The 13002-nt window shown below is 68.4% G+C and carries 11 protein-coding genes and 2 pseudogenes; 7 read left to right on the top strand and 6 right to left on the bottom strand.

Features of this window, described 5'->3' with window-relative positions; genetic code table 11:
- Window positions 1-490: 490 nt before the first annotated feature.
- The gene (locus ACIGO6_RS41240) at window positions 491-1012 is read left to right on the top strand and encodes a pyridoxamine 5'-phosphate oxidase family protein (protein WP_399885872.1); all 522 of its coding nucleotides are present in this window, start codon (window positions 491-493) and stop codon (window positions 1010-1012) included.
- On the opposite strand, the gene ACIGO6_RS41235 is transcribed toward ACIGO6_RS41240, so the two are convergent.
- From ACIGO6_RS41235 to ACIGO6_RS41225, 3 genes are all read right to left on the bottom strand, one after another.
- Window positions 999-1181, bottom strand: coding sequence for a hypothetical protein (locus ACIGO6_RS41235; RefSeq protein ID WP_399885870.1), 183 nt, complete (start codon window positions 1179-1181; stop codon window positions 999-1001). The genes ACIGO6_RS41240 and ACIGO6_RS41235 overlap by 14 nt on opposite strands.
- A 515-nt stretch (window positions 1182-1696) precedes the next feature.
- Window positions 1697-4147 carry an ABC transporter permease gene (locus tag ACIGO6_RS41230; RefSeq protein ID WP_399885868.1) on the bottom strand — a complete coding sequence of 817 codons (2451 nt, stop codon included), beginning with the start codon at window positions 4145-4147 and terminating at the stop codon, window positions 1697-1699.
- Window positions 4144-4836, bottom strand: coding sequence for an ABC transporter ATP-binding protein (locus ACIGO6_RS41225; protein WP_399885866.1), 693 nt, complete (start codon window positions 4834-4836; stop codon window positions 4144-4146). The genes ACIGO6_RS41230 and ACIGO6_RS41225 overlap by 4 nt, the downstream gene beginning before the upstream one ends.
- A 216-nt stretch (window positions 4837-5052) precedes the next feature.
- Between ACIGO6_RS41225 and ACIGO6_RS41220 the strand changes: the two genes are divergently transcribed.
- The 3 genes from ACIGO6_RS41220 to ACIGO6_RS41210 all read left to right on the top strand — a co-directional run bounded on the left by ACIGO6_RS41220 (window position 5053) and on the right by ACIGO6_RS41210 (window position 8239).
- Complete coding sequence (locus tag ACIGO6_RS41220; RefSeq protein WP_399885864.1) at window positions 5053-6351, top strand: sensor histidine kinase; 1299 nt, start codon at window positions 5053-5055, stop codon at window positions 6349-6351.
- Window positions 6348-7034 carry a response regulator gene (locus ACIGO6_RS41215; RefSeq protein ID WP_399885862.1) on the top strand — a complete coding sequence of 229 codons (687 nt, stop codon included), beginning with the start codon at window positions 6348-6350 and terminating at the stop codon, window positions 7032-7034. Before ACIGO6_RS41220 ends, ACIGO6_RS41215 begins: the two co-directional genes overlap by 4 nt.
- An 83-nt stretch (window positions 7035-7117) precedes the next feature.
- Window positions 7118-8239 carry an IS630 family transposase gene (locus tag ACIGO6_RS41210; protein ID WP_399885860.1) on the top strand — a complete coding sequence of 374 codons (1122 nt, stop codon included), beginning with the start codon at window positions 7118-7120 and terminating at the stop codon, window positions 8237-8239.
- A 34-nt stretch (window positions 8240-8273) separates the two neighbouring features.
- On the opposite strand, the pseudogene ACIGO6_RS41205 reads toward ACIGO6_RS41210, so the two are convergent.
- A pseudogene (locus tag ACIGO6_RS41205) lies at window positions 8274-9059 on the bottom strand (transposase family protein).
- Window positions 9060-9349: 290 nt separating this feature from the next.
- A complete protein-coding gene (locus ACIGO6_RS41200; RefSeq protein ID WP_399885858.1) occupies window positions 9350-9685 on the bottom strand; it encodes an ArsR/SmtB family transcription factor in 336 nt (111 codons plus the stop codon).
- A gap of 172 nt (window positions 9686-9857) precedes the next feature.
- Between ACIGO6_RS41200 and ACIGO6_RS41195 the strand changes: the two genes are divergently transcribed.
- The 3 genes from ACIGO6_RS41195 to ACIGO6_RS41185 all read left to right on the top strand — a co-directional run bounded on the left by ACIGO6_RS41195 (window position 9858) and on the right by ACIGO6_RS41185 (window position 12887).
- Window positions 9858-11000, top strand: a complete 1143-nt coding sequence (locus ACIGO6_RS41195; RefSeq protein ID WP_399885857.1) for an FAD-dependent monooxygenase — start codon at window positions 9858-9860, stop codon at window positions 10998-11000.
- Window positions 11001-11072: 72 nt separating this feature from the next.
- Window positions 11073-11366: a hypothetical protein gene (locus ACIGO6_RS41190; RefSeq protein ID WP_399885855.1), complete on the top strand. Its 294-nt coding sequence runs from the start codon at window positions 11073-11075 to the stop codon at window positions 11364-11366.
- Window positions 11367-11696: 330 nt separating this feature from the next.
- Window positions 11697-12887: an IS110 family transposase gene (locus tag ACIGO6_RS41185; protein WP_399885853.1), complete on the top strand. Its 1191-nt coding sequence runs from the start codon at window positions 11697-11699 to the stop codon at window positions 12885-12887.
- 30 nt (window positions 12888-12917) lie between these two features.
- On the opposite strand, the pseudogene ACIGO6_RS41180 reads toward ACIGO6_RS41185, so the two are convergent.
- Window positions 12918-13002, bottom strand: a pseudogene (locus ACIGO6_RS41180) (IS5/IS1182 family transposase); the annotation flags it as partial.

The raw sequence follows: 13002 nt of genomic DNA, 5'->3' as shown, positions 1-13002 counted from the left end.
GCCACCGTGCACCCCCTGGGGTCGAACTGCCCGTTCACTCCGGACAGTTGCACGGTGGCCTGCCAGTTGAGCAGGGAGCACTCACCGGCAGACGGCGCACCCGAGGGAGCAGAACCCGCGCACTCAACCGCGAAGACCCCCTACACCACACAGCGGGACGCCATCCCTGTCGGCAACCCGCACCACCACCGGATTTAACGAACTACCGGTAACCCGATCACTGCGATGGCGAGAGGAACCACGTAATCCGTCACGGCGGCACATCATGGCTGCTCAATCAGTTCAAGGGAACACCGCGTCGTGCGGCCTGACAGCAGGACCAACGGCATCACAGCTCGTCAATCAACCGCGAATTCATGAACATGTCCCGGCGTTCGTCCCCCACCTGTTGCCATCCACGCAGCACCGAGCGCAACCCGCGCGGAGCAACCTCACCGCTGCTTCATCAATGACGACAGAGGGTGTCGGGTTTACGGCCGACGATGGACGTATGCGCGAAACCCCGGAAGAACTCAACAAGCTCCAGTCCCTCCTCGACTCCTCCCTCTCCGGCTCGACCGCACACCTCCGCTCGATCGTCGAGGGCCGCACCATCACGGCGGCGCAGCTCACCGGGGTCCTCACCGGCATGTGCACGCTCGCCCTCTCCACGGTGACCGCAAAGGGCGAACCGCGGATCAGCGGCGCCGACGGGCACTTCCTGCACGGCCGGTGGCACTTCGGCACGGCGCGCAACGCCGCCAAGGCCCGTCATCTCGCGGCCCGTCCGGCCGCCAGCGTCGCGCACATGCGCGGCGAGGACCTCGGCGTGTTCACCCACGGCACGGTGGAGGAGCTGAACCCCGAGGACGCCGAGACCACGGCCGACTGGCTGGAACTCCTCGCCTACTTGAAGGACTTCTACGGCGACGACGACGCCTTCGACTGGAACCGCGAGGTCGTCTACTACCGGCTGAACCCGCACTGGATGACCGTCTACGCCCCCGACCTCGACAAGCTCACTGGCACGTGACGCCGGGCCCGTCGACGAGGGCCTGCACCTGCGCGTACGTGGGTGCGGGGCTGGTCGACGGCGCGCCGTCGCGTACCGCCAGCGCCGTGGCGACGGCCTCGCCCAGCGCCCGCCGGTACAGCAGCGACCCGAGGCTGCCTCGCCCCCAAGCCCTCAACTCCTTCCCCAAGCTCTCAACTCCTTCCCCAAGCTCTCAACTCCGCTTCGCTGCGTTCGAGCAGGGGGCCGCTCGGCGTCTTGCCGGTCCAGGGGACCAGGAACGGCAAGGTCGCGAGTTGGCCCCGAACCCACGGAAGCAACTCCGCAGAGCACGACGACGGACCCTTGAGTTCCCACCGAGGACCCTTCAGTTTGCGTGAACTTACGGGACTCAACGGGTGTGAGTAGTTGCGGTACAGAAAGTGCCGCTGAGATTGATCACGGCCCGGCGGGCGTCGGGGTGAGCGGGTTGTCCGGCCGACGGTTACCAATCTCAGCCCCCGAGACCGGGTCGGAGCTGCTGCCCCAGACCCGGTCTCGCCGCCGATGCCTCGCATCGCTTCCCGCTGCCGGGCCCATCCGGGCCTTCCGAGTCCCTCTCAGGAGGACCTGCCTGGACGGGGGCATCGGCACCTGTGCCTGTACGGGCGGCCCGACCTCGCGGACCCGGCGGATCCGCCCCAGCCGCTCGCGCTCCGCCGGACGCTACTCGGTGCGCAGCGCCGTGGCCGTACGCGCCCTGGCGGCCCAGCCTGCCGGGATCAGCGCGCCCAGCACCGCGATCACGACCCCGCCGAGCCCCAGCAGGAGCAGCTGGAAAGGTCCGTATACATCGAGGACCAGCGGTGGCAGGCTGGTTCCTACGGCACGCCCCATCACCGGCATGACGACGTGGTGCAGCGCGTACCCCGCAGGGACGCCGATGAGCCCGCCGATCGCGCCGATCATGGCCACCGAGGCGAGCACGAGGCACATGGTCTGCCGCGGCGTCATGCCGATCGCCTTGCAGACGCCCAGGTCGTGAATGCGTTCCCGGGTGTCGAGGACCACGGAGTTGAGTACGCCGAGACCGGCCACGGTGATCAGCATGAGGGTGAGCAGCACCGCCATCGCGGACATGATGAGGATGACGCCCTCCCGCCCCGAGGAGGCGTTGGTGGTGGCGTCGCCCCCCAGCGGCTGTACGACTGCGGCGAGCTTCTGGGCGTATTCGTCGGCGGAGACGCCGGGCTTGGTCTCGATGAGGAAGGTACTGGGCTTGGCCGACGTGAAGTTGGCCATGTCCGCGTGGATCACCAGCTGGCTGCCCGACGTGTCGAAAAACTCGCCTACGATCCGCAGGTTCGTGGTCTCCTTCTCGTAGGTCACCCGCACCGTGTCACCCATCTTGGTGCTGGTCCTGTCCAGGAAGCGGGAGGGCACCACGACCTGCCCCTTACCAGTGATCCAGTGCCCGGAGAGCATCTCGTAGCTGCCGGAGCGCGCATTGCCCTCATAGAGGCTGGCCTGGGTCGAGCCGGAGATCCCTGCCACGGTGACCTCGGTCTGGGCCTTGCCGTAGTACGACTCCGTACCCGGCTGCGACGTGACGGCGGCCCGCACCTTCGCCGGATCTGCGACCTTGGGCTTTTTGGACGTGCTTGTCGCGCTGTTTTCCACGGGAGGCGGGCCTGACTCGCTGCCGCCAGGGGGAGGTGAGTCTTCCGCGTTGCCCCCCGCAGGAGGCGGCGGGGGAGGAGCTACTTCGATTGCCTTGGTCGTCGTGACCGTGACCGCGGCACGGTTCTCGGGGTCCTGGGAGGTGCCGATCGCGTTCAGGGACGAGGTCAGCCCCACCGCGAACGTCGCCGCGACCGTGCCGAACGTCACCGCGAGCAGCATCGCGAGGGTACGTACCGGATGCGTGAAGGGGGTCGCGAGACCGTAGGTCACCGGCCGCGGCAGCGGCAGCATCCCCATCGCCCGATGCGCCCACTGGCCGCGTCCTGTGCGTGGCGACCGGCCGACCGCGATGGCCTCGACCGTACGCAGTCTTCCGGCCCGCAGTGCGGGAATCAACGCCGCGAGCCCCACGACGACCAGGGCGGCGGTCGGCACCGTGACGTCCACCCACCAGGCCACTGAAAGCGAGACGGTGCCGTATACCGCCTCGGTGTCCGAGAGCAGCGGCACTGCCAGGAGATTTCCCAGGACGACCCCCAGGGCCATGCCTGCACCGGCCGGAATCAGCGCCTGGGCCACGTAGGCGCGTACGACCTCGCGCGGAGTGAAGCCGATGGCCTTGAGAATGCCGATCCTGCGCAGGCTGGTGCCGACCGCACCACTGATCACGCTGCAAACGATGATCACCGACATCACGATGCCGAGCATCCCGAAAGCCATCACGAACGGGACGGTCGCCGCCGCACCCTGATCAGCGGCGCGCTTGGTGTCCAGCCAGGACTGGGTACCCAGCAGCGCCCCGGACCCCACGGAGGCGGCGAGCTTCTTGCGGTCGGCGAGGATCTGCTCCTTCGTGCTCGCGGAGTCGAAGCGGTAGAGCATCTGACTCGAGATCGGCTTGCCCTCCGACGCCAGCGCGTCGACCTGCGCGGGAGTCGCCCAGGAGTCGGCGGTCTTGCTGGCCGACACAGCGAAGCCGACGATCGAAAGAGTTGGGGCGTTCGTGGCGTCCGAGGCATTCAGGGTGGCACCGATCCCGATGGCGGGCCCCTCGAACGACGCGTCGAGCACGATCTCGCCCGGCTTCTGCGCCCATCGGCCGGACTTCAGATCCACGCGGTCCACGGCGCCGTCCGGACCGGACCGCCCGACCAGGGTCAGCGTGGGCAGTTGGAAGCCCGCCTGATCCACCGGGCGGACCGACGTGGACAGGTACGGCCCCGCGCTCGCGGCGACGCCGGGCAACTTCCCGGTCTTCGCCAGATCCCCCGCACTCGCCTTGGCCGGATCGAATTGCGCGGTGATGTGCGCACCCTGTTGCTTCCCAAAAGCGTGGTCGAAGGGCGCGGCCGCAGCGACCATCAGCGACCCGGCTACCACGGCCGACGCCACGGCCATCATCGTGGCCACGGCGATCACCATGGTCTGCACCCGCCGCCGGCTCACCCCGGAACGTACGACCCGGCCCAGCGCGCCGGTACCGAACAGGCTCATCGGGCGGCCTGCGCGGAAGAGTCGAGGGCGGCGTGACCGTCGACCAGGTGAACAGTGCGGCTCGCACACGCCTGCGCCAGCGTCAGGTCGTGCGTCACCAGCACGATGGTCTGTCCGGCGCGGTGCAGATCCGTCAGCAGATTGCGGACGTCGTGGCCCGAGGCGGTGTCGAGCGCACCGGTGGGCTCGTCGGCGAGCAGCAGCGCGGGCCGGTTGACCAACGCCCGAGCGACCGCGACCCGTTGACGTTCACCTCCGGACAATCGGCCCGGGTAGGCGCGGGCATGCTTCTGGATCCCCAGCATCTCCATGAGCTCACCCGCGCGGGCCGCGGCCCTGCGCCGACTGGTCCCAATCAGCTGGGCCGGGAGCCGAATGTTGTCGGTAACGGTGAGGTCGTCGAGAAGATTGAAGAACTGAAAGGCCATGCCGATGTGCTCGCGACGGAACTTGGCGAGGGCATGCTCGCTCAACTGGTCGATCCGTCGCCCGGCCACGGTCACGGCGCCATCGGTCGGCTTGTCCAGACCAGCGACGAGATTCAGCAGCGTGGACTTGCCGCTGCCGGAAGGGCCCGTAACGGCAAGGGCCTCACCCTTGGCGACGCTGAGCGTGAGCGGTCCGAGCGCCGGTGCGCCGGCGCTGTCGTAGCGCTTCGCCACACCCTCCAGTTCGATCACTTGATGCATACGAGTTGTCCGTCCTTACGATCGCGAGAGGCACCGTTGTCATTGCCTGCGAACCTAGAAGTGCCGCGTGTGGGGCGCGTCGGCCGCGGAACCAACATGAGGTCCTTCCTGCGGAGGATTCGGCCTCGAGTCATACCTGAGAAGTAGGCCTCTTGGGCAACGTCCTGGCCGGACAGGCGGACGCGGGCCGGGCGGAGAGCGCAGCACAATGCACGGATGGAGACGGAAGACCGGCGCAACTGGCATCAGCAACTCGTCGACGCGCTACGCCCGCAGGCGAAGGCCGCCCCGCTGTCCCGGCGAGCGGTGCGCGCCGATGTGGTGCTGGCGGTCGTACTGACCGTCATTGCCCTGTTCGTGGCGGTGCGCTATCCCGGCGACGGGCCGGTGAACATCGATCCGCCCACGGTGGACGTCGGGACCGGGGTCCCGGCCCCGCCCTCGCCGCCCGACCCTGGTCAGGTGCCTGTGGAGGAGGAACCCTCTTCCGTGCCCTGGGCTCTGGTCGTCCTGTCGACGCTGCCGCTGGCCGGCCGGCGCCGGTATCCGCTGACTTTGTTCGTGGTGGTGCTGGGAGCAGCACTGGCCATCGGCAGCTCCGCCTCGTGGATCACTGTCCTCGCCTGTGTCATCGGCGCCTACAGCGCCGTTGTATACAGCCGTTACCGGATAGCGGCGATCGCCGTCCTGGTGATCGCCGCTGCGCTGTCCGGCTTCGCATTCCGCAACGCGGAGCCCGTGCTCCCCGGATGGTCCAGCCCGGGATTCGTGCTCCTGGTGGCAGGGATGCTGGCCAGCCTCGTCCGCTTTCTGCAACTGCGGCTGGCCTCCAGCCGGGACCGGATGGCAGAACTGCAGGCCGCTCAGGAGGAGGCCACGCGCCGCGCCGTCGAAGAGGAGCGTGCCCGCATTGCCGCCGAACTGCACGACGTCGTGACCCACAATGTGAGCGTGATGGTGATCCAGGCCGGGGCGGCCCGCAAAGTGATGGACATGGCGCCCGAGCAGTCCAAGGAGGCACTGCTGGCCGTCGAGGCGGGCGGTCGGGCCGCCATGGCCGAACTCCGCCACGTGATGGGCCTGCTGGCCGCCCCGGACCACGAGAGGCCCGACGGCCTGGAGCCCCAGCCTGGGCTCGCGCAGCTTGACGCGCTCGTCGCACGCGTACGTGCCGCCGGTACGCCGGTCAGCGTCGGGGTGTCGCTGCCGCCGGATCCGCTGCCACCGGGGGTGGACCTCGCGGCGTATCGCGTCGTACAGGAGGCGCTGACCAACACCATCAAGCATGCGCGCGGCGCGCAGGCGACCGTCGCCATCGGTTACACCGACGCCTGTCTGGAGATCGAGATCACGGACACGGGCGGTGCCAAGGAATCCCCGCCCGTGCAGAGTAACGGCCGTGGCCACATGGGGCTGCGCGAGCGGTTGGCCGTTTACCAAGGTGAGCTGACGGCCGGACCGACGCCGACCGGCGGCTACCGCGTGACGGCCCGCATGCCGCGGAGCGCGGTATGACCGCGGACCGGTCGACTCTGCGCGTCGTCATCGCCGATGATCAAGCTCTCGTACGCACCGGTTTCAAGATGATCCTGGCGGCGGACGACATCGAAGTGACGGCCGAGGCCGCCGACGGGGCCGAGGCTGTCGCAGCGGTTCGCCGTACGCGGCCCGACGTCGTCCTCATGGACATCCGGATGCCGGAGATGGACGGCATCGAGGCCACCAGGCGCATCATCGGCGACGCCGGCCCGGCCGGAGCGCGGGTGATCATCCTGACCACATACGACCTCGACCACTACGTCTACGCCGCGCTCACGGCCGGCGCCAGCGGCTTCCTGCTCAAGGACGTCACCCCCGAACATCTGGTCTCCGCCCTACGCCTGGTGCAGACCGGCGACGCTCTCCTCGCACCCACGATCACTCGTCGGCTGATCGAGCGCTTCGCCCATCACTACGAACCGCAGACCATCGCCCCGCACCGCGATCTGTCCGGCCTGACCCCGCGCGAGCTCGAGGTGCTCCGCCTACTCGCGACGGGCCTCAGTAATGCCGAACTCGCCTCCCGGCTGTTCCTCAGCCCGACCACGGTCAAAAGCCACGTCGGCCGTATCCTGTCGAAGCTGGACCTGCGCGACCGCGTCCAGGCCGTCGTCTTCGCCTACGAGACGGGGCTGATCGCCCCGGGCGGGGGCGCCTAGTGCTCCGACCGGGAAGGTTCGCCGGGTTGGCGATTGGGGCGGTTGAATCGGCGGCGACGTCCGTTCCGACCGCTGGAGGTGTGGTGGCTGAGCCTGTGCGGGTGCGCAGACTGACCGACCAGGAGGGGCAGAAGGTGCAGGGCATCGTGCGCCGGGGCAGTACCAGCTCGGTGCGCTACCGGCGGGCGATGATGCTGCTGGTGTCCGCCGGCGGAAACCGTGTCCCGGTGATTGCCCAGTTGGTCCAGGCGGACGAGGACACGGTGCGGGATGTGATCCACCGGTTCAACGAGATCGGTCTGGCCTGTCTGGACCCTCGATGGGCGGGAGGCCGCCCCCGCCTGCTCAGTCGTGACGACGAGGACTTCGTCGTCCAGACGGCCACCACCCGCCCCACCAAGCTCGGCCAGCCCTTCACTCGCTGGTCGATCCGTAAACTCGCCGCCTACCTGCGCCGCGTGCACGGACGCGTCATCCGTGTCGGTCGTGAAGCCTTACGGTGCCTGCTGTTACGCCGCGGCATCACCTTCCAGCGCACCAAGACCTGGAAGGAGTCGCCTGACCCCGAACGCGACGTCAAGCTCGACCGCATCGAGCACGTGCTGGACCGCTTCCCCGACCGGGTGTTCGCCTTCGACGAGTTCGGGCCCCTGGGGATCAGGCCCATGGCAGGCTCCTGCTGGGCGAAGCAGGGCAAGCCCGACCGCCTGCCGGCGACTTACCGCCGCACCCATGGCGTCACCTACTTCCACGGCTGCCACTCCGTCGGCGACGACCGTCTGTGGGGCGTCAACCGCCGCCGCAGGGGCACCGCCAACAGCCTGGCCGCGCTGAAATCGATCCGCGCCGCCCGGCCAGACGGCGCCCCGATCTACATCATCCTGGACAATCTCTCCGCACATACCGGCGCGGACATCCGCCGCTGGGCGAAGAAGAACAAGGTCGAGCTGTGCTTCACCCCGACCTACGCCTCCTGGGCCAACCCGATCGAGGCCCACTTCGGCCCGCTGCGGCAGTTCACCCTGGCCCACTCGAACCATCGCAGCCACCCCGCGCAAACTCGGGCCCTGCACCGATACCTGTGCTGGCGCAATACCAATGCCCGCCACCCCAACGTCCTTGCAGCCCAGCGCAGAGAACGCGCCCGCATCCGCAGTGAAAAGGGCATCCGCTGGGGCGGGCGCCCCCTCACACCCGCAGCCTGAACACTGCCTGGCGGCCAGTGAGCCTTTTCCAACCTCAGTTTGTGCATGCCAGGTGCAGGGTGAGAACGGCCTGGACGAGGCTGGTGATACGGCTGGTAGAGCATCACAGTTTGTGCATGAGCCGCCAGGTTTTGAGGGTGGCCATGGCCTGTTCGACGAGTGCACGGATCTTCGCGTGTGAACAGTTGACGGCCCGCTGACCAGGGGAGAGAGTCTCCCAGCGTCCCCAGTGGGGAACTCGTACGGTGCCGGCGGCGCCCCGGTAGCCCTTGTCGGCCCAGCAATCCACCCCGGCCCCCGTCAGGGCACCGATGATGCCGTGGGTTCGCGCGGCCTTGATGTCGTGGACAGATCCCGGCAGCGCGGGCGAGGCCCACAGCAACCGTCCTGCCGGGTCGGCGATCACCTGCACGTTCATGCCGTGCTTCTTATGTTTCCCGGAGTAGAAGGGTCGGTCGGCGGCGATCCGGTCGATCGGCAGCAACGTCCCGTCCAGGATCACGAAGGCCTTGCCGGAGGTTGTCCTCACCGCCTCGGCGAGGGTTGGAGCCAGAGCGGCCAGGATGTCGACGGCCTCGGCGATGTACCGGTAGGCGGTGGTGGTGCCCACACCGAATCCGGCGGCGAGCTGGGCGTAGGTATGACCGCATCGTAGATGAGCCAGCACGAGCAGTGCCTGCCGTCCGGCGGCCAGCCGACGCCATCGTGTCCCTTGCGCAAGACGACGTGCGGTCAACTCACGGGTGAGGAAGCGCAGAGCGGAGGTGGACAGATCGCCCCCGGCTGGGTGGACAAGCCTGCGGAAGGCTCCTGGCGGGATGGCTTGGACTCGACACGCACCCGTCTACCAGGAGCTTCTCTATACCCGGACCCCGCCCTCACCTCCAGTGGCCTTGCTCCGCATGTGGATTGAGGAAACCTCAGTGGGTGTGGGCGTGAGGGAGTGTGCGGAAGAGTTCGGCGCCGATCACGAGCGCGGGACGGTGGTCGAAGCGGCACCGATCCCATTTGTGCCCGCGTCGTGCCCGGCTACCTGCGAGCCGGGCGCGGGCCGGATTCGGCCGAGCTCGCGGCTCAACTCGGACTCCCCTCCGGTGTGCTCAGCTGTGCTCAGCGAGGAGCAGTACCGCCCGGGGACTCTAGGCCCAGGAGCGTGAGCAGCCCGGGGAATCTCTTGTCGATGTCCGCGCGTCGTAGCCGGATGCCCTTGCGGTTGCCGTAGTCGATCTCGTCAATGAGACCTGCCTCGCGCAGGACCCGGAAGTGGTGGGTCTGGGTCTGTTTCGAGATCGGAAGATTGAACGAGTTGCAGCCTCGCTCGCTGTCGCTGCGGTCGGCGGCCAACTCCGTCATCACCGAACGACGGTGCTCGTCGGCGAGGGCGCGAAACACCGCACCCAGATCGAGCGCATCGGCCTCTGGGCCGACCAGGTTCCTCCCGGCCACGTCGCACCTCCTTCAGGTATGACTTGCATCGTACCTGAAGGGCGTGCTTCCCTGAGGTACGAAAATGATCGTACCTTGGTCCGGTTGCACCCTCCCCGTGCCACCGCTCCCTCAGGACCGCCCCGGCACTCGCCGGGGACCTTGGTCATGCACACTCCGAGAGGTCATCGTCATGAAGAAGCCCGAGGTGCTGATAGTCGGTGCCGGAATCGCAGGGCCCGCACTCGCGTACTGGCTCTCCCGGAACGGATACCGGCCGACGGTCGTCGAACACGCCCGGCAGCTGCGCTCCGGTGGTAGCGCGATCGTCGTGAAGGGGCCCGCGATCCCGGTCGCCGAGCGCATGGGCATCCTCCCGCAGCTCCGCGAGCTCGCCACCCGCAATCGGTCGCTGACCCTGCTCGACCCCGGCGGCAGGCGAATCCTGCAGCTCCCGCTCACCTCGGACAAGGCGCCGACGGTCGAGGTGACCCGAGCCGACCTGTCCGAGGTGCTCCACCGGTCGGCGCAGACCGTGGCCGAGTTCTTGTTCGACGACACGGTCACCGCTCTCGACCAGGATGAAGGCGGGGTGGACGTCACCTTCCGGCGGTCCGCGCCACGGCGCTTCGACTTGGTGGTCGGTGCCGACGGGATGCACTCCACCGTACGGCGCCTGGTGTTCGGCCCCGAGCGACAGTTCGCGAGCGACCTGGGCCTGTACGGCGCGACCGTCCCGCTGGAACCCGACGCCATCGAGGACCCGACCGAGATGACGATGCTGACCGTGCCGAACCGGATGCTGGTCCTCCACCCCTCGCGGACCACCCCGCTCGCGATCTTCACCTTCCGGGCCGCACAGCCGGCGCCCCACGACCGCAAGAACGTCACCCTTCACAAGCAGACCGTGGCCGACGCCTACGCCGACGTGCGGTGGCGGGCACCGGAACTCGTGGCAGCCTTCCTCGACCACCCGGCTCCGTTCTTCGACCCCCTGACCACCGTCCGGGTGCCCTCGTGGTCCCGCGGACGGGTCGTACTGCTCGGGGACGCAGCGGCGGCGACAGCCCTGCTGGGCGACGGGTCCAGCATGGCGATGGCGGGCGCGTACGCCCTCGCAGAAGAGCTCGCCGCCCACCCCGGTGACCACGCCCGCGCCTTCGCCGCCTACGAGTCCCGTCTCCGCCGTGAGGTAGGCCCGCGGCAGCGACGCGTCGGTCTGCTCTCCAGGCTCATGGTGCCCCGCACCCGGCCGGGCCTCGCGGTGCGCAATACGGTGGGCCGTGCGGTCGGCCGCACGCACCGGATCGCCACTCGCGAAGCCGCGAACCGGTAGACCGGGCCCGCACCGACCGCTCACCGGTCGGTGCGCAGATCCGCGGTAGCTCTCAGCCGGGTCGGCGCCGCCATGTCCGACGAGCGCGGCTCGGCGTGGCGGGTCATCGCCGATGCGGCAGATCGACTGCTGTCGGCCCCACCCACCGTCCCCGGCGCTCGCCACAACAAGGGCGCTGCCGGTGACTACACCCCCCGCGACGCGGAGGCGAAGTGCTTGACGGACAAGGCGTATCGAGGCGCCGGCGGCACCACCCGGGCGTCCGTCCGCGGTCGGCGTCTCAAGCTGCGGCAACGTCGGCACAACAGCACCCAGGCCGGAATCCGTTGCCTCGGCGAGCAAGCCATGGCCGCCCTGAAGGGCTGACGCCTACCGCGGAAACTCCGCTGTAGCACCAACCGGGTCACCGCCATCGTGAAGACCATCCCCGCCCTTCGTCACGCCTCAACCTGAGGTTGGAAAAGGCTCCCTACGTTGTTCTGCGGGATGCGGTGAGCCCTTCGTATGGTTGACCCGCCCAGGGGTGCCGGGTGTGGTTCAAAAGGCTCTGCCGTTTGTGGCTTCCACTGATTGGCCGCCCGGTGCCCCACGACGACTCGGCTGCCAATTAGGAATTGCGAATGATCGCTGAGTAGGGAATCGACAGCGAGGTCGTCCGTCGGGAGGCATCAGCACCACCCCTCACGGAGGCACCACATGGCCATGATCTGGGCCGGCATCGACGCGGGCAAGACCCACCATCACTGCGTCGCGATCGATGAGAGCGGCCGCCGGCTGCTGTCACGACGCGTCGCCAACGACGAACCCGAACTCCTCCAACTCCTCGCCGATGTCCTGGCCCTGGGCGACGAGGTGACCTGGGGCATCGACCTGGCCGACGGCGGCGCCGCCCTGGCCATCACGATCCTGTTCAACCACGGCCAGCGGGTGCACTACATCTCCGGCCGGGCCATCCACCGTGCCTCCGAGAGCTACCGCGGCGAAGGCAAAACCGACGCCAAGGACGCCACCGTCATCGCCGACCAGGTCCGCATCCGCCGCGACCTGCACCCTTTACGCACCGGCGACGAAACCGTCACCGACCTCAAGATCCTCACCGGCCGGCGCACGGACCTGGTCGCCGACCGCACCCGCACCGTCAACCGGCTCCGCGCCCAGCTCACCGACATCTTCCCCGCCCTGGAACGGGCCCTGGACCTCACCAACACCGGCCCCCTCACGCTGCTGACCGGCTACCAGACCCCGGCCGCGCTCCGCCGAACAGGCAAGAAGCGGCTCGCAACCTGGCTGCGCAACCGCAAGGTCCTGCGCGCTGACCGGCTCGCCGAGACAGCTCTGGAAGCCGCCGGACGCCAGCACACCAGCCTGCCCGGCGAGAAACTGACCGCCCAGATGGTGCACACGCTCGCGCGGGAAGTGATGGTCCTCAACCAGCAGGTTGCCGAGCTCGACAAGGCGATCGAGGCCCGGTTCCGCGAACATCGTGACTTCGAAGTGATCACCAGCATGCCCGGCCTGGGCGTGATCCTCGGTGCCGAGTTCCTAGCCGCGACCGGCGGCGACATGAGTCTCTTCGGCACTCCCGACCGCCTCGCCGGCTTCGGCGGCGTTGCTCCCGTTCCCCGCGACTCCGGGAAGATCAGCGGCAACCTCCGCCGCCCACGACGCTACAACCGCCGACTCCAACGGGTCTTCTACATCTCCGCGTTGTTCAGCATCCGTCACTGCGAGGACTCCCGCCGGTTTTACGAACGCAAGCGAGCCGAAGGCAAGCGCCACATCCAGGCCGTCCTCGCTCTGGCCCGCCGCCGGGTCAACGTGCTCTGGGCCCTCCTGCGCGATGGACGGACCTACGAAGCCGTGCCGCCCACCGTCATCGCAGCTTGACAAACAGCATTAGGAATCAGTGAACCTATTTCATCTTGAATAGTTGCAGGTCAACAGTGTGTGGACGGCCTGGACGATGGCGCTGATGCGGCGGGTGGAGCATCTGGCTCGCCGT

Origin of the sequence: Streptomyces sp. NPDC053750, from assembly GCF_044544295.1 — a bacterium.
In the GTDB taxonomy this organism is placed as follows: domain Bacteria; phylum Actinomycetota; class Actinomycetes; order Streptomycetales; family Streptomycetaceae; genus Streptomyces.
Note: the sequence above shows the minus strand (reverse complement) of the source record. Positions and strands in the feature narration are given on the sequence as shown.